This window comes from Agrococcus terreus (assembly GCF_014645235.1).
Classification (GTDB): Bacteria; Actinomycetota; Actinomycetes; order Actinomycetales; family Microbacteriaceae; genus Agrococcus; species Agrococcus terreus.
Genome location: NZ_BMLM01000001.1, coordinates 123,532 through 146,170 on the forward strand (window position 1 = coordinate 123,532; position 22,639 = coordinate 146,170).

At 71.3% G+C, this 22,639-nt stretch carries 22 protein-coding genes; 8 read left to right on the forward strand and 14 right to left on the reverse strand.

Annotated features, from left to right (window positions below; translation table 11 throughout):
• Positions 1–44: 44 nt before the first annotated feature.
• The 11 genes from IEW90_RS00630 to dnaA all read right to left on the reverse strand — a co-directional run bounded on the left by IEW90_RS00630 (position 45) and on the right by dnaA (position 14,400).
• Complete coding sequence (locus tag IEW90_RS00630) at positions 45–455, reverse strand: DUF3566 domain-containing protein (protein WP_188714939.1); 411 nt, start codon at positions 453–455, stop codon at positions 45–47.
• A complete protein-coding gene (gyrA, locus tag IEW90_RS00635; protein WP_188714941.1) occupies positions 452–3,115 on the reverse strand; it encodes a DNA gyrase subunit A in 2,664 nt (887 codons plus the stop codon). The genes IEW90_RS00630 and gyrA overlap by 4 nt, the downstream gene beginning before the upstream one ends.
• A 15-nt stretch (positions 3,116–3,130) precedes the next feature.
• The gene (gene gyrB / locus IEW90_RS00640; protein WP_188714943.1) at positions 3,131–5,191 is read right to left on the reverse strand and encodes a DNA topoisomerase (ATP-hydrolyzing) subunit B; all 2,061 of its coding nucleotides are present in this window, start codon (positions 5,189–5,191) and stop codon (positions 3,131–3,133) included.
• A gap of 243 nt (positions 5,192–5,434) precedes the next feature.
• The gene (locus IEW90_RS00645; RefSeq protein ID WP_188714945.1) at positions 5,435–6,325 is read right to left on the reverse strand and encodes an NAD(P)-dependent oxidoreductase; all 891 of its coding nucleotides are present in this window, start codon (positions 6,323–6,325) and stop codon (positions 5,435–5,437) included.
• Between the two features lie 36 nt (positions 6,326–6,361).
• Positions 6,362–7,786 carry a four-carbon acid sugar kinase family protein gene (locus IEW90_RS00650; RefSeq protein ID WP_188714948.1) on the reverse strand — a complete coding sequence of 475 codons (1,425 nt, stop codon included), beginning with the start codon at positions 7,784–7,786 and terminating at the stop codon, positions 6,362–6,364.
• Positions 7,787–7,916: 130 nt separating this feature from the next.
• The gene (locus IEW90_RS00655; protein ID WP_188714949.1) at positions 7,917–8,618 is read right to left on the reverse strand and encodes a FadR/GntR family transcriptional regulator; all 702 of its coding nucleotides are present in this window, start codon (positions 8,616–8,618) and stop codon (positions 7,917–7,919) included.
• 115 nt (positions 8,619–8,733) lie between these two features.
• Positions 8,734–9,243 carry a DciA family protein gene (locus IEW90_RS00660; protein ID WP_188714951.1) on the reverse strand — a complete coding sequence of 170 codons (510 nt, stop codon included), beginning with the start codon at positions 9,241–9,243 and terminating at the stop codon, positions 8,734–8,736.
• A complete protein-coding gene (gene recF, locus IEW90_RS00665; RefSeq protein ID WP_188714953.1) occupies positions 9,236–10,438 on the reverse strand; it encodes a DNA replication/repair protein RecF in 1,203 nt (400 codons plus the stop codon). The genes IEW90_RS00660 and recF overlap by 8 nt, the downstream gene beginning before the upstream one ends.
• On the reverse strand, positions 10,439–11,320 hold the full coding sequence (gene gnd, locus IEW90_RS00670; RefSeq protein ID WP_188714955.1) for a phosphogluconate dehydrogenase (NAD(+)-dependent, decarboxylating): 882 nt from the start codon (positions 11,318–11,320) through the stop codon (positions 10,439–10,441).
• A 53-nt stretch (positions 11,321–11,373) separates the two neighbouring features.
• A complete protein-coding gene (gene dnaN, locus IEW90_RS00675; RefSeq protein ID WP_188714957.1) occupies positions 11,374–12,516 on the reverse strand; it encodes a DNA polymerase III subunit beta in 1,143 nt (380 codons plus the stop codon).
• A 477-nt stretch (positions 12,517–12,993) separates the two neighbouring features.
• The gene (dnaA, locus tag IEW90_RS00680; RefSeq protein ID WP_188714959.1) at positions 12,994–14,400 is read right to left on the reverse strand and encodes a chromosomal replication initiator protein DnaA; all 1,407 of its coding nucleotides are present in this window, start codon (positions 14,398–14,400) and stop codon (positions 12,994–12,996) included.
• 338 nt (positions 14,401–14,738) lie between these two features.
• Here dnaA and rpmH point away from each other — a divergent pair, with 338 nt between their 5' ends.
• The 8 genes from rpmH (at position 14,739) to IEW90_RS00720 (ending at position 20,864) form a co-directional block, all read left to right on the forward strand.
• Positions 14,739–14,876, forward strand: a complete 138-nt coding sequence (gene rpmH, locus IEW90_RS00685; protein ID WP_022889115.1) for a 50S ribosomal protein L34 — start codon at positions 14,739–14,741, stop codon at positions 14,874–14,876.
• Positions 14,877–14,897: 21 nt separating this feature from the next.
• A complete protein-coding gene (gene rnpA, locus IEW90_RS00690; protein WP_188714961.1) occupies positions 14,898–15,224 on the forward strand; it encodes a ribonuclease P protein component in 327 nt (108 codons plus the stop codon).
• Positions 15,221–15,508 (forward strand): membrane protein insertion efficiency factor YidD, encoded by a 288-nt coding sequence (gene yidD / locus IEW90_RS00695; RefSeq protein WP_188714963.1) that lies wholly within the window; start codon positions 15,221–15,223, stop codon positions 15,506–15,508. The genes rnpA and yidD overlap by 4 nt, the downstream gene beginning before the upstream one ends.
• Positions 15,509–15,512: 4 nt before the next feature.
• On the forward strand, positions 15,513–16,478 hold the full coding sequence (gene yidC / locus IEW90_RS00700) for a membrane protein insertase YidC (RefSeq protein ID WP_188714965.1): 966 nt from the start codon (positions 15,513–15,515) through the stop codon (positions 16,476–16,478).
• On the forward strand, positions 16,475–16,966 hold the full coding sequence (locus IEW90_RS00705; RefSeq protein ID WP_188714967.1) for a Jag family protein: 492 nt from the start codon (positions 16,475–16,477) through the stop codon (positions 16,964–16,966). The genes yidC and IEW90_RS00705 overlap by 4 nt, the downstream gene beginning before the upstream one ends.
• Positions 16,963–17,616, forward strand: coding sequence for a 16S rRNA (guanine(527)-N(7))-methyltransferase RsmG (gene rsmG, locus IEW90_RS00710; protein ID WP_229679427.1), 654 nt, complete (start codon positions 16,963–16,965; stop codon positions 17,614–17,616). The genes IEW90_RS00705 and rsmG overlap by 4 nt, the downstream gene beginning before the upstream one ends.
• A gap of 1,332 nt (positions 17,617–18,948) precedes the next feature.
• Entirely contained in the window at positions 18,949–19,782 is an 834-nt protein-coding gene (locus IEW90_RS00715) for a ParA family protein (protein ID WP_188717967.1), read from the forward strand.
• Entirely contained in the window at positions 19,779–20,864 is a 1,086-nt protein-coding gene (locus tag IEW90_RS00720) for a ParB/RepB/Spo0J family partition protein (protein WP_188714970.1), read from the forward strand. The genes IEW90_RS00715 and IEW90_RS00720 overlap by 4 nt, the downstream gene beginning before the upstream one ends.
• Before the next feature lie 59 nt (positions 20,865–20,923).
• Here IEW90_RS00720 and trxA read toward each other — a convergent pair whose 3' ends face one another.
• The 3 genes from trxA to IEW90_RS00735 are packed head-to-tail and all read right to left on the reverse strand — an operon-like array spanning position 20,924 to position 22,636.
• Complete coding sequence (trxA, locus tag IEW90_RS00725; RefSeq protein WP_188714972.1) at positions 20,924–21,256, reverse strand: thioredoxin; 333 nt, start codon at positions 21,254–21,256, stop codon at positions 20,924–20,926.
• Positions 21,246–22,202, reverse strand: coding sequence for a thioredoxin-disulfide reductase (gene trxB, locus IEW90_RS00730; protein ID WP_188714976.1), 957 nt, complete (start codon positions 22,200–22,202; stop codon positions 21,246–21,248). Before trxB ends, trxA begins: the two co-directional genes overlap by 11 nt.
• A 41-nt stretch (positions 22,203–22,243) precedes the next feature.
• Positions 22,244–22,636 (reverse strand): hypothetical protein, encoded by a 393-nt coding sequence (locus tag IEW90_RS00735; protein ID WP_188714978.1) that lies wholly within the window; start codon positions 22,634–22,636, stop codon positions 22,244–22,246.
• Positions 22,637–22,639: the final 3 nt, after the last annotated feature.

Genomic DNA, 22,639 nt, shown 5'->3' on the forward strand with positions numbered 1-22,639 from the left:
CGTCCCGGAGGACACGTCGGCGAGCCGCGCTCGCGCGCGATCCCCTACTGGTTGGCGAAGCCGACCTGCAGGCCGCCGGTGATGCGCACCGACAGGTTGTACAGCACCGCGACCACGGCGCCGAGGACGGTGATGACGACGAAGTTCAGCACCGCGACGAGCAGCGTGAACATCATCACCTGCGGCAGCGACACGATCGACGTGATCGCGAAGTCGGGCTGGGCGAGGATGTCGCGCAGCACCTCGTCGATCTTGTCGAACAGGCCGACGACCGACAGCAGCGACCACATGACGAACGTCACCACGAGCTGCACGATGCCGAGCACGAGACCGAGGATCGCCGAGACCTTCATGGCCGACCAGAAGTCGACGTGCACGAGGCGCAGGCGCACCTGCTTCGACGAGCCCGAGCGGCGGGGGGCCTTGCTCTGCAGCTTCTCGGCGATGCTCGTCATGCGTCGGTCCCCTCGGTGCCGGTCTCGTCGGTGCCGGTCTCGGCGGCGTCTCCGGCCGCGGTCGCGTCCGTGCCGTCCACGATAGCGCCCTCGGTCTCCGCGGCCTCCACCTGCGCGACGCCCGTCTGGGCGTCCTGCGCGGGGGTCGTCGCGGGCGCCTCGGCGGCCTCGGCGACGGCCTCCTCGACCTCCTCCTCGACGTTGCGGGCGATCGAGAGCACCGGGTCGGTCGTCGACTTCTCGGCGAACTGCACGCCCATCGTGGTGCGGCCGGTGGCGCGCACCTCGTCGACGCTCGAGCGGATGACCTTGCCCGAGGTGCGGATGAGCAGCAGCTCGTCGCCGTCGTGCACGATCGTGGCGCCCACGAGGGTGCCGCGGTCGTGGTCGCCGGACGAGAACGTGAGCACGCCCTGCGTGCCGCGGCCCTTCGTGGGGTAGTCAGCCACGGCGGTCTTCTTGCCGAAGCCCTGCTCGGTGACGACGAAGACGTAGCCCTCGTCGCCGATCACCATCGCGGCGAGCGCCTCGTCGTCGTCGCGCAGGCGCACGCCGCGCACGCCGCCCGTCGCGCGGCCCATCGGCCGCAGCGCCTCGTCGGTCGCCTCGAAGCGCGCCGCGCGGCCGGACCTCGTGATGACGAGGATCTGGTCGTCGGCGTTCGCGAGCATGGCCGAGATGAGGCGGTCGCCCTCGCCGAGGTTGATGGCGATGATGCCGCCAGTGCGGTTCGTGTCGTACAGCTCGAGGCGCGTCTTCTTCACCTGGCCCTGCTGCGTGGCGAGCACGAGGTAGTCGGCCTGGTCGTAGGTGCGAAGCCGCAGCACGGTCTGCACCTGCTCCTCGGGCTGCATCGCCAGCAGGTTGGCGACGTGCTGGCCCTTCGCGTCGCGGCCGGCCTCGGCGATCTCGTACGCCTTCATCCGGTACACGCGGCCGAGGTTCGTGAAGAACAGCAGCCAGTCGTGCGTGGAGGTGATGTCGAAGTGGTCGACGACGTCGTCGCTGCGCAGCTGCGCGCCCTTCACGCCCTTGCCGCCGCGGTGCTGCGCGCGGTACTGGTCGATGCGGGTGCGCTTGATGTAGCCGCCGTGCGTGAGGCTGACGACCACCTGCTCCTCGGGGATGAGGTCCTCGATCGACACGTCGCCGTCGAAGCCGTGCAGGATCTGCGTGCGGCGGTCGTCGCCGTGCTTGTCGACGATCTCGGTGAGCTCGTCGACGATGATCGTGCGCTGCCGCTCGGGGCTCGCGATGATGTCGCGGTAGTCGGCGATGCGCGTCTCGAGCTCGGTGGCCTCGTCGTGGATCTTCTGGCGCTCGAGCGCCGCGAGGCGGCGCAGCTGCAGCTCGAGGATGGCGCGGGCCTGCACCTCGTCGATCTCGAGCAGCTCCATGAGCCCGTCGCGGGCGGCCTCGGTCGTCGACGAGCGGCGGATGAGCGCGATGACCTCGTCGAGCGCGTCGAGCGCCTTGAGGTAGCCGCGCAGGATGTGCATCCGCTCCTCGGCCTGCGCGAGGCGGAACTGCGTGCGGCGCACGACGACCTCGACCTGGTGGTCGGCCCAGTTCGTGATGAAGCCGTCGACCGAGAGCGTGCGCGGCACGCCGTCGACGATCGCGAGCATGTTCGCGCCGAAGTTCTCCTGCAGCTGCGTGTGCTTGTACAGGTTGTTCAGCACGACCTTCGCGACGGCGTCGCGCTTGAGCGTGATGACGAGGCGCTGGCCCGTGCGGCCCGAGGTCTGGTCCTCGAGGTTCGCGATGCCCTGCAGCTTGCCGTCCTTGACGAGCTCGGCGATGCGCACCGCGAGGCGGTCCGGGTTCACCTGGTACGGCAGCTCGGTGACGACGAGGGCCGTGCGGCCCTGGATCTCCTCGACCGTGACCACGGCGCGCATCGTGATGGAGCCGCGGCCGGTGCGGTACGCCTCCTGGATGCCCTTGGTGCCCAGGATCTGCGCACCCGTGGGGAAGTCGGGGCCGTGGATGCGCTGCATGAGCGCGACCTGCAGCTCCTCCTTCGTCGCATCCGGGTGCTGCAGGTGCCAGATGGCGCCGTCGGCGACCTCGCGGAGGTTGTGCGGCGGGATGTTCGTCGCCATGCCGACGGCGATGCCGACCGAGCCGTTGACGAGCAGGTTCGGGAAGCGCGCCGGCAGGACGGACGGCTCCTGGGTGCGGCCGTCGTAGTTGTCCTGGAAGTCGACGGTGTCCTCGTCGATGTCGCGCACCATCTCCATGGCGAGCTGCGACATCTTCGTCTCGGTGTACCGGGGCGCCGCGGCCTCGTCGTCGCCGGCGGAACCGAAGTTGCCCTGGCCGAGCGCGAGCGGGTAGCGGAGGCTCCACGGCTGCACGAGGCGCACGAGCGCGTCGTAGATGGCCGAGTCGCCGTGCGGGTGGAACTGGCCCATGACGTCGCCGACGACGCGCGAGCACTTCGAGAACGCCTTGTCGGGGCGGTAGCCGCCGTCGTACATCGCGTAGAGCACGCGGCGGTGCACGGGCTTGAGGCCGTCGCGCACCTCGGGCAGCGCGCGCCCGACGATGACGCTCATCGCGTAGTCGAGGTACGACCGCTGCATCTCGAGCTGCAGGTCGACCTGCTCGATGCCGGTGCGCTCCTGCGGCTCGTCGGGCGTGTTCGTGTCAGTCATCGTGCTCTCTCAGCCTCAGATGTCCAGGAAGCGGACGTCGCGGGCGTTCTTCTGGATGAACGTGCGGCGCGCGTCGACGTCCTCGCCCATGAGGGTGGCGAAGATCGAGTCGGCGACGGCGGCGTCGTCGAGGGTGACCTGCTTGAGGATGCGCGTCTCGGGATCCATGGTCGTCTCCCACAGCTCCGAGTAGTTCATCTCGCCGAGGCCCTTGTAGCGCTGCACGCCGTTGTCCTTGGGGACGCGGCGGCCGGCGGCCTGGCCCTTGGCGAGCAGCTCGTCGCGCTCGCGGTCGCTGAAGGCGTACTCGGGCTCGGCGTTCGACCACTTGATCTTGTAGAGCGGCGGCGCGGCGAGGTAGACGTAGCCGAGGTCGATGAGCGGCCGCATGTAGCGGAACAGCAGCGTCAGCAGCAGCGTCGTGATGTGCTGGCCGTCGACGTCGGCATCGGCCATGAGCACGATCTTGTGGTAGCGGGCCTTCTCGGGGTCGAAGTCCTCGCCGAGGCCCGCGCCGAAGGCGGTGATCATCGACTGGATCTCGGCGTTGCCGAGCGCGCGGTCGAGGCGCGCCTTCTCGACGTTGAGCACCTTGCCGCGCAGCGGCAGGATCGCCTGCGTGTGCGGGTCGCGGCCCTGCACGGCCGAGCCGCCGGCCGAGTTGCCCTCGACGAGGAAGATCTCCGAGATCGACGGGTCCTTCGACTGGCAGTCCTTGAGCTTGCCGGGCATGCCGCCCGACTCGAGCAGGCCCTTGCGGCGGGTCTGCTCGCGCGCCTTGCGCGCGGCGATGCGGGCGGTGGCGGCCTGGATGGCCTTCCGCACGATCTCCTTCGCCATCTGCGGGTTGGCCTCGAACCAGTGGCCGAGCTCCTCGCCGGTGACGCGCTGCACGAACGACTTCGCCTCGGTGTTGCCGAGCTTCGTCTTCGTCTGGCCCTCGAACTGCGGCTCGCCGAGCTTCACCGAGACGATGGCGGTGAGGCCCTCGCGCACGTCGTCGCCCGAGAGGTTCTCGTCCTTCTCCTTCAGGAGGTTCGTGGCGCGCGCGTAGCGGTTGACGAGCGTGGTGAGCGCCGCGCGGAAGCCCTCCTCGTGCGTGCCGCCCTCGTGCGTGTTGATCGTGTTCGCGTAGGTGTAGACGGCCTCCTGGTAGGAGCCGGTCCACTGCATGGCGATCTCGACCGAGATGCGGCGCTCGGTGTCCTCGGCCTCGAAGTCGATGATCTCCGGGTGCACCGGCTCCGACTTCTTCGACTCGTTGAGGTAGGCGACGTAGTCCTTGAGGCCCTGCTCGTAGAGGTAGGCGTCGGCGCGCTGGGTGGGCTCGCTCCCGTCCTCGTCGGCGTCGGGCTCGATGATCGCCTCGGGGCGGAGGTCCTCGATGGCGATGCGGAGGCCCTTGTTGAGGAAGGCCATCTGCTGGAAGCGCTTCGCGAGCGTCTCGTAGTCGAACTCGACGGTCTCGAAGATGTCGGGGTTCGGCCAGAACGTGACGGTCGTGCCGGTCTCGGCGGTGACCTCGCCGACCTGGAGCGGGCCCTCGGGCTCGCCGATCGCGAACGACTGGCGGTGCACGTGCCCCTGGCGGCGCACCTCGACCTCGAGCCGGGTCGAGAGCGCGTTGACGACCGACGAGCCGACGCCGTGCAGGCCGCCGGAGACGGCGTACCCGCCGCCGCCGAATTTGCCGCCCGCGTGCAGCACGGTGAGGACGACCTCGACGGTCGACTTCGTGGGGTCGCTCGAGTGCGGGTCGACGGGGATGCCGCGGCCGTTGTCGCGCACGCGCACGCCGCCGTCGGCGAGGATCGTCACCTCGATGTTGTCGCAGTGCCCGGCGAGCGCCTCGTCGACCGCGTTGTCCACGATCTCGGAGACGAGGTGGTGGAGGCCGCGCGGGCCGGTGGAGCCGATGTACATGCCGGGGCGCTTGCGCACCGCCTCGAGGCCCTCGAGGATCTGGATCGCGTCGGCGCCGTAGTCGGCGTCCGGCACCGATCCGCCGCGGGGCGCTGCCGCCGCGTCCTGGGTCGGCTCCTGCGGCTCCGCTGCTGCCTCGTCGTGCTCTGCCATCGTCTCTCGCATCCGCCGTCGGTGTGCCTGCGTCGCCAGCCCGGAACGGGTGTCCGGCAACCTCCCCAGTCTACCCCGCTTGCGGGGTGCGGGCAGCGCACAGCGCCGCTGAGAGCCGCGATCGGGCATCGGGACGATCCAGATGCCCGCCGCAACGGCGCTCGGCGTCCACGGATGCCGTCCAGGGCCTGCACGGGGCGATCCGCGATCGGGGACGATCCCCCGCCTCGGACGCCTCCGGCGTCAGGAGCGGCGGTTCGGGGCGACCACGCGGATGACCGCCGAGTCGTCGCGATCGCCGAGGCCGGCGGCCTCGCCGAGGAGGAAGAGCTGCTCGGCAGCGGCGGCGACGGGCGTCGCGAGGTAGTGGGCGCGGGCGGCGTCGCCGACGATGCCGAGGTCCTTGACGAAGATGTCGAGGCGGCTGAGCACCTCGGCGCCGCCCTCGTCGTACGCCTGGAGCGCGCGCGGGCCGCGGTTGCCGAGCATGAAGGAGCCCGCGGCGCCCGCCTGGAGCGCGTCGAGCGTGCGCTCCCGGTCGAGCCCCAGGGCGTCGGCGAGGGCGAGCGCCTCCGCGGCGGCGGCGATGTGGACGCCGCACAGCAGCTGGTTCACGGTCTTGAGCGCCTGGCCGTCGCCGGGGCGGTCGCCCACGATCGAGAGCGTCGAGGCGAGCTGCTCGAGCACGGGGCGCGCGACCACGAGGGCCGCGTCGCTCGCACCGACGACGATGAGGAGATCGCCCTCCCCCGCGCGGACGGGCCCGCCCGAGAGCGGCGCGTCGACGAGGTGCGCGCCGATCGCCTCGAGCCGCGCGGCGACGTCGGCGATCCCCGAGGTGCCGACGGTGCTCGTCAGCAGCACGGCGGCACCGGGCCGCAGGTGCTCGGCGAGGGGCTGCTCGCCGAAGAGCAGCGACTCGAGCTGCTCGCCCGTGCGGACGGCGACGAGGACGACGTCGGCGCCCGAGGCGGCCTCCGCCGCGCTGCCGGCGGCGCGCACGCCGCGCTCGGCGGCGAGCTCGAGGCGATCGGCGGCGATGTCGAAGCCGGAGACGTCGAAGCGCTCGGCGAGGCGTGCTGCCATGGGGAGCCCCATGGCGCCGAGGCCGATGACGGCGACGGTGCTGGTCATCTGTGCGGTTCCTTCCTGCGGATCGGCCGGTGCCGATCAGTCCTGGTGGTGCTGCTCGTCGTCCGCGAGGGTCTGCACGACGGCGGCGAGGGAGTCGGTGTCGCCGACGTTGCCGGCGAAGACGACGTAGGGGATGCCGATCGCGGGGCCGGCCTCCGGCTGCCACAGCGAGACGATGCCGGGGAGCATGGGGCCGACGACGCGGGCGCGGCGGATGCGGAGCGCCTCGGAGGCGACGTCGCTCGAGGTGATGCCGCCCTTCGCGATGACGAAGCGGGGCGGGGCGAGCTCGAGCACGCGGGCGACGAGCTCGACGATGCCGCTCGAGACGCGGCGGGCGATGTCGAGGCTCTCCTCGCCGTCGCGGCCGGTCACCAGCTCGCGGCTCGTGTGCACGATGACGGTGCCGCGCTCGATCGCGTCGGCGACGGCGCGCGCCTGCTCGTCGAGGTGGGCCTCGCGGCGCTCGTCGATGAGGCTGCGCACGTCGAGCTCGATCGTGGCGGTCGCGGGGCGGTCCTCGCGGAGCGCGGCGAGCTGCGCGGTCGTGAGCGGCACGTGGCTGCCGACGACGACGAGGCCGCCGCGCTCGTTCGCGAGCTCCAGGCCGTCGGGGCCGACGACGGCGGGCAGATCCTGGCCGATGTGGGCGCGCGGGTAGGGCGGGCCGACGCGCAGCAGCGCGCCGAGGCCCTCGCGGTCGAGCTCGTGGAGGGCGATCGCGACCGAGCGCATGTCGTGCTCGTCGACGACGTCGACCGCGACGACGGTGCCGGCCGCGAGGGCCCGGAGCTCCTCGGCGACCGCGTCGGGCCCGCGGCGGATGGTGCCGAGCGACAGCGCGTGCACGGCGTCGCGCACGATGCGGCCGCCGGTCTTCTCCTCCACCCAGTCGCGGAGGTCGCTCGCTCGGAAGCCGAAGGTCGCGTCCTGCGCGAACGGCGTCTCGCCGACCGGCGTCGCCTCGCCGTCGACCACCCAGTGGTGCACGCCGTCGACGGTGATGCGGCCGGCGTCGGGGAAGGCGGGCACGAGCACCGTCAGGTGCGGGGCGGCGTGGCCGCGCTCGACGATGGCTGCGGTGAGCACGTCGGTCTCGAGCGGGAAGTGGCCGCGGAGCGTCGAGTCGCTGCGCGAGACGAAGGTGACGCGGCGGCCCGCGGCGTCGGCGGCGTCGAGGGCGACGGCGACGACCTCGCGGTTGCGGGCCTCGGCCGCGCCCTCGTCGAGCGAGCGGGTGTTCGTGAGCACGTAGACGGCGGGCGCGTGCTGCGCGAGTGCCCAGTCGAGGTCCTCCCGCTCCCACCGCGTGAGCACCGGGAGGCCGGCGACCGACTGGGTGCCGGTCGGGTCGTCGTCGAGCACGACGAGCACGGCGGCAGGATCGAGCACGGCGCGGACGCGCTCGGCGGGGATCTCGATGGGCGCGGGGGCGGCGGCGAGCAGGTCGTCGACGTGCACGGGAGACTCCTTCGTCTGCGGGCGGGCTCGCGACGCGATCCCATCAGATATCAGACATCATGGGCGACGGCGCGCGAGGAAGTCAAGTCCCCGCTAGGAGCCGCTCGCGGCAGGGCGGCCGCGAGCGCTGTCAGCGGCCGTGGACGAGGTGCACGAGGTCGTCGCGCGTCTGCTGCATGTGGCTCGCCATCGCATCGCGCGCGGCGAGCGCGTCGCCCGTCGCGATCGCCTCGAGCACCGCCCGGTGCTCGGCGATCGCGTGCTCGCGGATCACCGGCACCGCGCTCGTCTCGCCGCGCGTCGCGGCGAGCACGGTCGTGAGCGGCAGGAGCGCGGCGACGAGGATGCGGTTGTCGGCCGCCCGCATGATGACGTCGTGGAACTCCAGGTCGGCCTCGACGAACCCGTCGAGGTCGCCGGCCTCGTGCCGCTCGACCATGGCGCGCAGCGAGTCGGCCAGCCCGTCGAGGTGCTCCTGCCCGCGGCGCTCGGCGGCGAGCTGCGCGGCGCCGGTCTCGATCATCATGCGCACCTCGAGCAGCTCGAGCGACGACCGCTCGCGCTGCCCGGAGCTGCGAGCGTGCCGCACGACGGCGTCGAGGCCGGTCCATTCCGCGACCGGAGCGATGCGGTGGCGGCTGCCGGGCACCTGCACGATGACGCCCTGGGCCTGCAGCAGGCGGACCGCCTCCCGCATGGTGAGGCGCGAGACGCCGAACTCGAGGGCGAGCTGGCCCTCGGCGGGCAGCTGGTCGCCTGCGGTGAGCCGCCCCGCGATGATCGCGTCGAGCAGCCGATCGACCGCGTCGTGGGTGCGCGAGGGCCTCGGCATCCGTCCTCCTCCATCGGGTGTCAGACAGCGTAGCCGCACAGACGGCCCGACGCATGGCAGGCGGCTCAGCCGAGGCTCAGCCCTCGAGCCGCACCCCTAGCCTCAGCCCAGAGCGTCAGCCCCAGGTATCGCGTGGGCCGCGACCCGGCACCGAGCGGCGGCCGCGCTGGAACGACGGCAGGTCGGGCCCGATGAACCGGATGCCCGTGAGGCCGCAGTCGGGGAACCGCTGCAGGATGCGCGTCGTCGTCTCGGCGCGCAGGATGCGCATCTGCTGCGTCCACGCGGTCGAGGCGCAGCGCACGGTGAGCTCGCCGTCCTCGAACGCGATCGGCTCGGTGCGGCCGGCGTTCTCCTCGCCGACGAGCTCGGGCCAGTGCGCCATGACGTCGGCCTTCGCGAGGGTCGAGGTCCAGCCGCGGTCGGCGGCGAAGCCGCCGAGCACGTCGCCGAGCGCGCGCGGGTCGCGGCCCTTGCCGAACGGCACGGAGGCGTCGGGGTCGCGGCGCGAGCGGCGTCGGCCGTCGCGCGTCACCATCTCGGGGTCGCCCATCTTGGCTTTGAGGCGCAGCCACACGCGCTCGGGCTCCGTGGGCGCGAGCCGCTGCCAGGGCCGCTCAGCCATCGACGGCCTCGGCGTCCGCGCGCTCGTCGACGCCGACCACGGCCTCGGCGTCCGGATCGACATCCGGATCGCCCGCGCGCTCGACCGGCGTGCGTGCCGCCGCGCCCGCCTCGACGACGACGCCCGCATCGATCCGGATCCGGTGGTCGCGCAGCGCCTCGGGCACGTCGTCCTCGACCGCCGCCGTGATGAGCACCTGCTCGAAGCCGCCCGCGGCCTCGGCGAGCCGCTGCCGCCGGCCGGCGTCGAGCTCGGCGAACACGTCGTCGAGGATCATCACCGGGTCGCCGCCCGAGCCGTCGCGCAGCAGCTGCGCTGAGGCGAGCCGCAGCGCGAGCGCGAACGACCACGACTCCCCGTGGCTCGCGTAGTGGCGGGCGAGCAGGCCGTTGAGCTGGAGCTCCAGGTCGTCGCGGTGCGGGCCGACGAGGCTCACGCCGCGGTCGAGCTCGTCGCGGCGGCGCTGCGCGAGCAGGGCGCGGAACGCCTCGGCATCGGCGGGCACGTTCGTGACGAGCGCGATCTCGGCGCGGTGCTCGTCGCCCGCGACCACGCGGTAGGCCTCGGCGACGTGGGGCGCGAGGTCGGCGACGAGCGCCTGCCGGGTGCGCAGCACCTCGAGCCCGAGCTCGACGAGCCGGCCGTCCCACACCTCGAGCGTCGTGAGCTCGTCCTCGCGGAGCCGCGACGCACGAGCGCTCTTCAGCAGCGAGTTGCGCTGCCGCAGCACGCGGTCGAGGTCGCTGTGCACGCCGGCCAGCCGCGGCGCCCGCATGACGGCGAGCTCATCGAGGAACCGGCGGCGGCCCGCCGGGTCGGCACGCACGAGCTGCAGGTCCTCGGGGCTGAAGAGCACCGCCTGCAGGTAGCGCGGGAGGTCGCGGATGCGCACGCCGTTGCCGTTGGCCTGGGCGCGGTTCGCGCCCTTCGCGTTCAGCTCGACGTCGAGCTGGAACGAGCGCTCGTCGTTCGTGACGGTGCAGCGCACGATCGCGCGCTGCTCCCCCGCCCGGATGAGCGCGACGTCGGTGGGCACGCGGTGGCTCGAGCCGGTCGCGATCCAGACGAGCGACTCCACGATGTTCGTCTTGCCCTGGCCGTTGCGGCCGACGAGCAGGTTGGCGCCCGGCTCGAACGCGACGTCCGCGCTGCGGTAGTTGCGGAAGTCGGTCAGCGCGAGACGGCTGACGCGCACCTACGCCTGCTTGACGGCGTGGCCGCCGAACTGGGCGCGGAGCGCCGCGACCGCCTTCATCGCCGAGGAGTCGTCCTGCCGCGACTCGAAGCGGGCGAAGAGCGAGGCGGCGATGACCGGCATCGGCACCGCGTTGGCGATCGCCTCCTCGACGGTCCAGCGGCCCTCGCCGGAGTCGTCGACGTAGCCCTCGATCTCGGACAGGTCGTCGTCCTCGTCGAGCGCGCGCACCATCAGGTCGAGCAGCCACGAGCGGATGACCGTGCCGCGCTGCCAGGCCTTGAACGAGCCGGCGACGTCGTGCACGAGCTCCTTCTTCTCCAGCAACTCGAAGCCCTCGGCGTACGCCTGCATGAGGCCGTACTCGATGCCGTTGTGCACCATCTTCACGTAGTGGCCGGCGCCCACGGGGCCGGCGTGCACGAAGCCCTCGGCGCGCGGGCCCTCCGGCCGCAGCGCGTCGAAGACCGGCAGGAGCTCGGCGATGTCGTCGGCGGCGCCGCCGACCATGAGGCCGTAGCCGTTCTCGAGACCCCAGATGCCGCCCGAGACGCCGACGTCGACGAAGCGAACGCCCCGCGCGGCGAGCTGCGCCGCGTGGCGCTCGTCCTCGGTGAAGCGCGAGTTGCCGCCGTCGATGACGAGGTCGCCCGCCGACAGCTTCTCGCCGAGCTCCGTGACCACGGCGTCGGTGATCTCGCCCGCCGGCACCATCGCCCACACGATCCGCGGCGCCGGCAGCGCCTCGATGAGCGCGTCGACGCTCGCGACGTCGCTCACCTCGGGGTTGCGGTCGTAGCCGGTGACCTCGATGCCGCGCTGGCGGAGGCGCTCCCGCATGTTGCCGCCCATGCGGCCCAGGCCGATGAGTCCGATGTGCATCGAAGCCTCCTCCTGCCGCGGATGCGGCTCTCGGTCGCCCGCCGGCGGCGGGCTCAGCGCAGCAGCAGGTTGGGCTGCAGCAGGTACTTGAAGTCGGTGGCCTCGGCGTCGTCGCGCGAGGTCTGGCCGCGGATGAGCATCGGGCCGGGCTTGTTCGAGCTCTCCGAGCGCGTGAACGCGATGCGCACGAACTCCGAGTGCGTCGCGTTGATGCCGTCGATGAGCAGCTGCGGCTTGATCGAGAGCACGATGTCGTCGCCGTCGAGCACGCAGTCGATCGTCTCGGATGCCTGCGCCTGCTCGGAGCCGATCGCCTCGAGCTGCACCTGGCCCTCCGAGAACGTGTACCGGATGGCTGCCTCGGCGTCGAGCACGAGCTGCACTCGGCGCGTGGCGTCGACCAGCTCGGAGGTGCTCACGACCGCGTGGTGGTCGACGGCCTCCGGGAACAGGCGGCGCACGGGCGGGTAGTTGCCCTTGATGAGCAGGCTCGTGACCGTGCGGTCGGCGGTCGAGAACGCGATCTGCTGGCGGTCGCCCGGCTCGGAGAGGGTGATCTCGATGCGGTCGGCGGAGCCGAAGGTGCGGCCCACCTCGACGAGGGTGCGGGCGGGCACGAGCGAGGTGACCGGGTCGGTCTCGGTGCCGGCGTCCCACTGCACGCTGCGGACCGAGACGCGGTAGCGGTCGGTGGCGATGAGCGTGAGCGTGGTGTCGGCGGCCTCGAGCTGCACGCCGGTGATGACGGGCGTGACGTCCTCGCGGGACGCCGAGATCGCGACCTGGCCGATCGCCTCCGAGAAGGCCTTGCCCTCGACGACGCCGGTGCGGCCCTGCACCGTCGGCACGGTCGGGTACTCCTCGAGGGGCATGCGGGCGAGCGAGAAGTTCGCCGAGCCGCAGCGGATCGTGACCTTCTGGCCGTCGTCCTCGATGCGGACCTCGCGCTGCGGAAGCTTCGACGCGATGTCGCTCAGCAGCCGGCCCGAGACCAGGACCACGCCCTCGGTCTCGACGTCCGCGGCCACCTGCGTGCGGGCCGACGACTCGAAGTCGAACGACGAGAGCACGACGCCGTCGGCCGTCGCCTCGATGCGGACGCCGCCGAGGATCGGCATCGCCGGGCGCTGCGGCAGCAGCCTGACGGCGAACGACACGGCGTCGCTGAAGACATCGCGGTTGATGACGAACTTCACTCGGCACCCTTCCCTCGTCGCGCTCGGCGCGGCAGCTCGAGCCGTGGACGCGCAGGGCGCACGGCGCTGTCGATTCTGGCACAGGCTCCCGACGCCCGACCCGGCGCCCCGACCGCCCGCCGGCGTCATCGTTGGTGGCTCGACGGATGACAGGAAACTCTTCTTGTCATTCATAACCGCTGTGGAACCTGTGGATCGATCGGCTCCTCGCCAGTGGACGACGGCGAACTACACGACTGTGAGTTGTACATCGCCTGTGGACGCGCATCCGCGGTCCGTGGAACGACAGGATCCGTGTCATCCCCGCCGTCCACAGACCGGGTCCCCGCTCTCCACAGCCCATCGCGTGTCGTCCACACTCGAATCACATGAATTCAACATGGAGGGTTCAGCCGTCGAACCCGCCTCCGGAGTACGCGGCAGCGCCCCTCGAGCCGGTCGAGGGGCTGCGGTGGACGGATGCCAGCGGGACGGACGTCAGCGGACGGGCGACTGCCGGATGCGCGAGGTGAGCTCCGTCACCTGCGTGTAGACCGAGCGGCGCTCCTGCATGAGCTTCTCGATCTTCTTGTTCGCGTACATCACCGTGGTGTGGTCGCGGTTGCCGAACAGCTGGCCGATCTTCGGCAGCGACATGCTCGTCATCTCGCGGCACAGGTACATGGCGATCTGCCGCGCGAGCGCGATGGTCTGCGAGCGCGACGAGCCGTGCAGGTCGTCGACCGTGAGGCGGAAGTAGCTCGCGGTGTGGCTGATGATGTCGCTCGGCGACACGACCGCCTCCTCGTCGAACGAGAAGAGGTCCTTGAGCACCGTCTGCGCGAGCTCCATGGTGACCGGCAGCCGGTTGAGGCTCGCGAAGGCGGTGACGCGGATGAGCGTGCCCTCGAGCTCGCGGATGTTCGACTGCACCTTGTCGGCGATGACCGACAGCACCTCGGCGGGGATCTGGATCCGCTCCGCCTCGGCCTTCTTGCGCAGGATGGCGATGCGCGTCTCGACGTCGGGCACCGTCACGTCGGTGATGAGGCCCCACTCGAACCGGCTCACCATCCGCTCCTCGAAGCCCTGCAGGTGCTTCGGCGCCACGTCGGAAGTGATGACCACCTGCTTGTTGTGGTCGTGCAGCGTGTTGAAGGTGTGGAAGAAGGCCTCCTGCGTCGACTCCTTGCCCCGCAGGAACTGGATGTCGTCGATGAGGAGCACGTCGACGTCGCGGTAGCGCTGCTGGAACGACTGGTTGAGGTTGTTCGCGATCGAGTTGATGAAGTCGTTCGTGAACTCCTCGCTCGAGACGTACCGCACCCGGATGCCCGGGTACATGCCTTCGGCGTAGTGGCCGATCGCGTGGAGGAGGTGCGTCTTGCCGAGGCCGGAGTCGCCGTAGATGAAGAGCGGGTTGTACGCCTTGGCCGGCGTCTCGGCCACCGCGAGGGCGGCGGCGTGCGCGAAGCGGTTCGAGCCGCCGATGACGAAGTTCTCGAAGACGTACTTTGGGTTCAGCCGTGAATCCGCCTTGCGGCCCGAGGGCTCGGAGGAGCGCTCGAAGGTCTCGATCGGCGCCACGACCGGGTGCGAGGCGGGGTCGTCGACGACGTCCGGCAGCGGCTCCTCGTGCTCGAGCGCGGGGTTCACCACGATCTTGAACGACTGGATGTCCACAGGGCTGTCCACAAGCGCATCCGTGATCGGGAGGCGCAGGCGCTGCTCGAGCATGTCGCGCGTCAGATCGTTCGGGACGTCGAGGTAGAGCACCGATCCCATCACGCCCTGCGGCTCGACCAGGTCGAGGAATCCGCGCAACGACGGGGGAATCCGCGGATCCGTCGCCAGAGCCGAGAGGACGCTCGACCAGAGATCCCTGGTGGGGTCGTCCGGGGCCATGGGGCAGCGGTTCCTCTCGTGGGGCGTCGTGATGACAGGTGCGATCCACACCATTATCCACAGGTGTCTGGGGATGAGAGGTCCGCTGCGCGGCAGTGCTCCTGAGCACCTCCCGCGGCGCGGATTCATAGAGTCTGCACGCATAGCGCATCGGGTGCAAGTCCCCGCTGCATCGATCCGGCGTGGCGCGCAAGCGGCCACCGCGCCGTTGACCGCGCCCGTGGCCTCGCGTATGATCGTCAGGTTGCCGCAGCAGGTCTGCGGTGCGCCGTCGAGCCTCGCGGGCTCGATGCGACGACTTCCGGCGCCCAGCGCCGAACCCCACGGGAGACATCACCATGAGCAAGCGCACGTTCCAGCCGAACAACCGCCGCCGCGCCAAGAAGCACGGCTTCCGCCTCCGCATGCGCACCCGCGCCGGCCGCGCCATCCTGTCGGCCCGCCGCGCCAAGGGCCGCACCGAGCTCTCGGCCTGACCCCCAGGGATCTGGCGCGAGGTGCTCGCGAAGGCGAACCGGATCGTGCGGGGCGACGACTTCCGTCGCATCGTGCGCACCGGTCGCCGCGCGGGCGGCCCGCTCGCGGTGGTGCACCGCACGAAGCCCGAAGCGGCAGGCAGCCGCTTCGGGTTCATCGTGTCCAAGCAGGTGGGCAACGCCGTGGTGCGGAACCGCGTGCGACGCCGGCTGTCGGAGATCGTCCGCGCCGAGCTGCCGCTGGATCCCGCCGAGGACATCGTGATCCGCGCCCTGCCCGCGGCGGCCGAGGCCGACTTCGCTACACTCAGGGCCGGGATCACGGCGCTCCTGGAGCGACGGCCATGAGCCTCGCGCTCCTGCCCCGCAACATCTGCGTCGCGTTCCTCGTCGCCTACCGAGCGGTGATCTCACCGCTCTACGGCGATGTCTGCCGCTACTACCCGAGCTGCTCGAGCTACGCCCTCCAGGCCATCCAGCAGCACGGGGTGATCCGGGGCATCTGGATGGGCTCGCGCCGCATCCTCCGCTGCCACCCGTGGGCGCCGGGAGGCGTCGACGACATCCCGGAGCCGCGACGGCGGCTCCACACCACCCGCGCGGGGTTCGTCCTCGCGCACGAGGAGCACTGACACCTTGGACATCTTCGCCCTGCTCATGTGGCCCATCAAGTGGGTCATCGAGGCGATCCTCGTCGGATTCCACACGGTCATCACCGCCCTCGGCGGCGCGGAGGGCTCGGGGCTCACCTGGGTCCTCTCGATCGTGGGCCTCGTGCTCGTGATCCGCTCGGCGATGATCCCGCTCACCGTGCGCCAGATCGTCTCGTCGCGGAAGTCGCTCGAGATCCAGCCCGAGATCCAGCGCATCCAGAAGAAGTACAAGGGCAAGAAGGACCAGTTCTCGCGCGAGGCGATGCAGCGCGAGACGATGGAGGCCTACCGCAAGGCCGGCACGAACCCCTTCGCCTCGTGCCTCCCGCTGCTCATCCAGATGCCGATCTTCCTCGGCCTCGTGCAGGTGCTCACCGACGCGAACAACCGCAAGGCCGGCGTCGGCCTCCTCACCGAGGAGCTGGCGACGCTCTTCAGCCAGTCGACGCTCTTCGGTGTCGTCCCGCTGCACCAGACGATGCAGGGCGGCTTCGCCTCGGGCGACGTCTGGGTCATCATCACCGCCATCGTCCTCACGGCGATCATGTGCGCCACGCAGTTCTACACGCAGCTGCAGATCATGACGAAGAACCAGACGCCGGCGATGAAGGAGTCGCCGATGTACAAGCAGCAGCGCATCCTGCTGTACATCATCCCGGTGTTCCTCCTCGTCTCCGCGTGGCTGTTCCCGCTCGGCACGATGTTCTACTGGCTCGTCTCGAACATCTACACGCTCGTGCAGCAGCTCATCATCATCAACAAGATGCCGACGCCGGGCTCCGACGCCGCCCTCGCCCGCGAGGCGCGCATGGCCCGCAAGCGCCAGCGGATGGGCCTGCCGCCCGTCGAGGGCGACGAGGCCGCGGCCGAGACCGAGGTCGAGATCAAGACCCAGCGGCAGCAGCCCAAGGGCAAGGGCACGAAGTCGAAGCGGGAGGGCCGCGCATGACCGAGCAGGAGACCGTCCGGGCCGAGCAGGCCGAGGGCACGCGCGTCGACGAGGGCGAGATCGCGGCGGACTACGTCGAGGGGCTCCTCGACATCGCCGACGTCGACGGCGACATCGAGATCGACGCCGACGGCTCGCGCACGACGCTCGTGGTCGGCGAGGCCGGCGACGACCTCGGCGGGCTCTCGAAGCCCGAGGTGGTCGCGGCGCTGCAGGAGCTGACGCGCCTCGCGGTCCAGCAGCAGACGGGCGACTTCTCGCGCCTCGTGCTCGACGTCGCCGGGTCGCGCGACGCGCGGGCCGAGCAGCTGCAGGCGGTCGTCGAGCGCGCCGCCGCATCGCTGGCCGACGGCGCGCAGCGCGTGCCGCTCGAGCCGATGTCCTCCTACGAGCGCAAGCTCGTGCACGACCTCGTCCGCGAGCACGGCCTCGCGAGCGAGTCGGAGGGCGAGGGCGCGGACCGCCACATCGTCATCGTCCCCGCGTGACCGAGGACGCCGCTCCCCCGGTGCTCGAGGCCGAGCCCGCCCAGGCGGCGGCCCTCTTCGGCGACCGCATCGACCTGGCACGGTCGTTCACGGCGTCGCTCGCCGAGCACGGCGAGACGCTGGGCCTCATCGGCCCCCGCGAGCTGCCGCAGCTCTGGACACGACATATCCTCAACTCTGCGCTCGTTGCTCCCCTGCTCCGTGGTCGCGTCGGCGACGTCGGGTCCGGTGCCGGCCTCCCCGGGCTCGTGCTGGCGATCGCGCGGCCCGACGTCGAGCTGACGCTCATCGAGCCTATGGAGCGGCGCACCGACTGGCTGCAGTCGGAGGTCGACCGGATCGGCCTCACGAACGTGCGGGTGCTGCGCGCCCGCGCCGAGGACGTTCCGGGCAGCGGCGAGCTGCTGCCGCTCGACCAGGTCACGGCACGTGCGGTCTCCGCGCTGCGCTCGCTCATCCCGCTCACCGCTCCCCTGGCGCGCTCCGGCGGCGAGCTGCTGCTGCTCAAGGGCGCGCGGGCCGACGACGAGATCGCCGCGGCAGCCAAGGTCATCCGCAAGCACCGGCTGCAGTCGGTCGAGGTGCTGGAGCTCGGCGCGGAGCACGGCCTCGAGGTCACGCGCGTGGTGCGAGCGCTCGTCGATCCCTGATCTGCTGCACCCGCGGCGACGGCACTGCGTCGTGCTGCCGGATGGAGCACACCTGCCGATGGCGGGCGTCGTGCCCCGACCGCCGTGCGCGTGGAGCGGGCCGTGCGCCGAGCTCAGTCCGTGCAGGCGTACTGCGCTCCGCTGTGGCGGCGTCGCGCGCTTCGCCGCGTGAGCTGAGCGGCCCACCGGCTCGGTGCTGCGGTTGTTTCACGTGCAACATCGGCCTGGCCGGCCACGGACCTGGCCGCCACTGCATCGGCGCGGTCGCTCTTGCTTCGCGTCGCCCGCTGATGCGCTCCTCGCGCTCCGGGCTTGCTCCGCGCAGCTGATGATCCAGACCCTCGCCGAGGACTGGGATGTTTCACGTGGAACATCAGTAGCGGCTGTGTCATGAAGCCGCTGACCGCGACCAATGCGAAGAGACGGCGATGGCGCCAACGCACCAGCCGGGTCACCGCGTCTGATGCTCGCGATTAGGCAAGTCGTTTCACGTGGAACATCTGTGGCACGAGGGCTACGTGTGATCGACGTGCGCGGTGCCGTCGCGGCGGCTGGGAGGCAGCACGACGGCTGCCGCGTCAGCGGGTCGGCCGCGACTCGGCTGCGGCTGGTGTGCGATCGCAGCGCAGCGGCTCGCGCATGACCGATGTGTTTCACGTGGAACATCGATCATCGGTGCGTGAGTGCCGTCGGGCAGGATGCTCGCCGGCTCGTGGGGTCCGGACATGGCGCTGGCGTGGCCTGCGGGACGACGAGACCTGCATCGCGCGCGGCAGGCGTCGGCATGGCGTCGCACCAGGCGTTCCACGTGAAACATTCCGCGGAGCGAGGCGCGCAGATACGACGAGCATGCGCGCGCTCGCGCGACACGCGGTCGATCGCGTGCGAGGCTCGGCGTACGACGCGCGCTGCTGCGTTCGAGACTGGCCCGTGACCTGTGGACAACTGTGGACAAGTACGGCGACCGCGGAACGCCGAACTTGAGGTCAACGACGGTTCCATGGCCCGAAATCTCCCGGAAACACGCGGAATCTGACCTCTCGGACGTCGCGCTTGGACCGCGATGGTGTGCGAACACCGTCACCGAACGTTCTCCACAGGCATCCATAGGTCTGTGGAGAGTGCGCCTCGGTGTTGCAGTGGACGACACGGCACAGCACCGACTTTGCGACAGCGCGTCGACGCGCCACACTAGGTGTTCTGCATCCCTCGCGCGCGAGCGCGCGGCTCGCGAGAGCCTCGGACGGATGTTCCACGTGAAACATCGACAGGAAGGCCCGCGTGACCACCGGTAAGTTCGACACGACGCCGATCGCCCGCGAGCTCGCTGCGATGGCACGTCGGCGTCAGGCGCTCCAGGCTCAGCAGGTGCCCCTCCCCGCACGCACCCGGATCATGACGGTGGTGAACCAGAAGGGCGGCGTCGGCAAGACGACCAGCGCCGTCAATCTCGCCGCAGCGCTCGCCCAGGGCGGCGCACGGGTGCTGGTGCTCGACCTCGATCCGCAGGGGAACGCCTCGACCGCGCTCGGCATCGACCACCACGCGGACGTCATGAGCACCTACGACGTGCTCATCGATGGGGAGCCGCTGGCGTCGGCCATCGCGACGAGCCCCCAGGACGACAGGCTGCAGGTCGTGCCGTCGACGATCCACCTCGCGGGCGCCGACCTCGAGCTCGCCGGCATGGAGCGACGCGAGCACCGCCTGCGTGAGGCGCTCGACCGCTTCCTCACCGAGACGTCGGTGCCGCCGCACTACGTCTTCATCGACTGCCCGCCGTCGCTCGGGCTGCTCACGATCAACGCCTTCACCGCGGCGACCGAGGTGCTGCTGCCGATCCAGTGCGAGTACTACGCCCTCGAGGGCGTGACCCAGCTGCTCGACACGATCGACCGCATCAAGGCGCACCTCAACCCGACGCTCGACCTGTCGACCGTCCTCCTCACGATGTTCGACGGCCGCACGCTCCTGTCGCGCCAGGTCGTCGACGAGGTGAAGGCGCACTTCCCGACGCAGACGCTCGAGGCGATCATCCCGAGGTCGGTCCGCGTCTCGGAGGCGCCTGGCTACGGCCAGACCGTGATCGCCTACGATCCCAACTCACCCGGCGCGCTCTCGTACCGCGAGGCTGCCGCCGAGATCGCACGCAGAGGAGCGGCATGAGCAAGAAGGCAGGGCTCGGGCGCGGCATCGGCGCCCTCATCCCGACCGGTCCCGCGCCGACGGCAGCGCCCGCCGAGGAGCGCCCGGCGCCCGCATCGACGCAGGCGCCGGCCGAGCAGCAGGATGCCCGACCCGCTGCGCCCGCGTCGCAGCGCCGCCGCCGCAGCACCCCGAAGCCCGGCAGCCGCCCCGTCGACGTGTTCTTCTCGAGCGACGACGACGAGCAGGAGCACGAGCTGCTCGAGGTGCCCGGCGCGACCTTCGGCGCCGTCTCGCCCGGCGACATCCGGCCCAACGCCAACCAGCCGCGCACCGTGTTCGACGAGGACGACCTCGCCGAGCTCGAGCACTCGATCCGCGAGTTCGGGGTTCTGCAACCCATCGTCGTGCGGCCGATCTCGGCCCCGGACCCGGACGGCCCGAAGTACGAGCTCATCATGGGGGAGCGGCGCTGGCGCGCGAGCCAGCGCGCAGGCCTCGAGAGCATCCCCGCGGTCATCCGCGACACCACCGACGACGCGATGCTGCGCGACGCGCTGCTCGAGAACCTCCACCGCGCGGAGCTGAACCCCCTCGAGGAGGCCTCGGCGTACCAGCAGCTCATGGAGGACTTCGCGATCACCCAGGAGGAGCTGTCGCGCCGGATCGGCCGCAGCCGCCCGCAGATCTCGAACACCATCCGGCTCTTGAAGCTGCCCGAGCCCATCCAGGCCCGGGTCGCCTCCGGCGTGCTCTCCGCCGGCCACGCCCGTGCGATTCTCTCGCTCTCCACGCGCGAGGCGCAGGAGCAGCTCGCCGCGAAGATCGTCAATGAGGATCTCTCAGTCCGTGCGGCGGAGACCGCGGCGGGCCTGCTGCAGTCGCGCACGCCGCGCCGGGCGCCCACGAAGGGCGCGGTGCAGCACGGGCTCGACGAGATCGCCACGCGGCTGGAGGACCGCCTCGACACGCGTGTGCGCGTCTCGCTCGGTCGCTCGAAGGGGCAGCTCACCATCGACTTCGCGACGGTCGCCGACCTCGACCGCATCCTCTCGGAGCTCGGCGAGCAGGGCTTCGGCGGCTCGCTGCCGCCGCAGCAGTAGCCCGCGTCCGGCACTACGAAGGCCCCGGGGGAGTCCCCGGGGCCTTCGTGCGTCGCGCGTCAGAGGAACGCGGCGAGCTCCTGCTCCATGGCGGGCTTCGGACGGGCGCCGATGAGCTCCTTGACGACCTGGCCGCCCTGGAACACCTTCATCGCCGGGATCGACGTGATGTTGTAGCGCATGGCGAGGTCGGGCTCCTGGTCGACGTTCACCTTGACGACGTCGAGCTTGTCGGTCTCGCCGTCGATCTGCTCGAGGATCGGGCTGACCGCGCGGCAGGGACCGCACCAGGCCGCCCAGAAGTCGACGAGCACGGGCTTGTCGGCGTTGAGCACGTCCTGCTCGAACGACGCGGTGGTGACTTCCTTCACTCTGTGCCTCCTAGGCCTCATCGAGGGCCGGCGCGGGGTGCGCGGCCAGGTGGTGCTGTGCGTCCAGGGCGGCCACGGTGCCGGATGCGGCGGCCGTGACGGCCTGGCGGTAGGTGGGGTCGATGACGTCGCCGGCGGCGAACACGCCCTCGACCGAGGTGCGGGAGCTGCGGCCGTCGACGGCGATGGTGCCGTCGGCCGTGAGCTCGAGCTTGCCGTGGATGAGGTGCGTGCGCGGGTCGGAGCCGATCGCGACGAAGACGCCGTCGACGGGCATCGTGCGCGTCTCGCCCGACACGGTGTCGCGCAGCACCACGCCGGTGACCTGCTCGGTGCCGTTGATCTCGGTGCCGAGGATCTCGTCGAGCGTGGCGTTCGTGAGGAACGAGATCTTCGGGTCCTGCTCGGCGCGCTCGAGCATCGCCGCGCTGGCGCGGAACGTCTCGGAGCGGTGCACGATCGTGACGTGGTCGGCGAACTTCGTGAGGAAGGTCGCCTCCTCCATCGCCGAGTCGCCGCCGCCCACGACCACGAGCTGCTTCTGCTTGAAGAAGAAGCCGTCGCAGGTCGCGCACCACGAGACGCCGTGGCCCGAGAGGCGCTGCTCGCCCTCGACGCCGAGCTTGCGGTACTCCGAGCCGGTCGCGTAGATCACGGCGCGGGCCTCGAGGACTTCGTCGCCGACGTGGACGCGCTTGATGTCGCCCTCGAGCTCGAGGTCGGTCGCGTCGACCATGCGCACGTCGGCGCCGAAGCGCTCGGCCTGCTGCTGCATCGCGAACATGAGGTCGGGGCCCTGGACGCCCTCGGGGAAGCCGGGGAAGTTCTCGACCTCGGTGGTGGTCATGAGGTCGCCGCCCATCGCGACGCTCGAGGCGAGCACGACCGGCTTGAGGTTGGCGCGCGCCGCGTAGATCGCCGCGGTGAAGCCGGCGGGGCCGGAGCCGATGATGATGAGGTCGTGCACGACATCTCCTGGGTCGGGGTCTCTGGGGAGCACAACCGATCCTAGGTCGCCGGCATTCCCGCGCTCGCGCCGTCGCGGGCCTCCACCACGGCGAGCAGGTCGCCGGTCGCGGCGTCGACCACGAGCAGGCCCTCGCGCGGCCACTCGGGGGTGCGGCGCACCACGGGGCGGGCCACGCGGTCGCGCGTGCGGCGGTCCCACGAGTCGACGAGCCGCGCGGTGCCGGCGTCGACGATGAGCACGGCGGGATGCGCGTGGGCGAGCGACGACGAGGAGTCCGACGACCACCAGCCCTCGGCGGCGAGCGGCCTCGGGGCGGGCGCGAGCTCGAGCCGCGCGCGCTCGCGCCGCAGCGTGGCGCCCACGATGGCGCCGGCCCCGGCGAGCGCGCCGACGAGCAGCGGCGCGACGATGCGGATGAGCGGGCTGGCCATGGA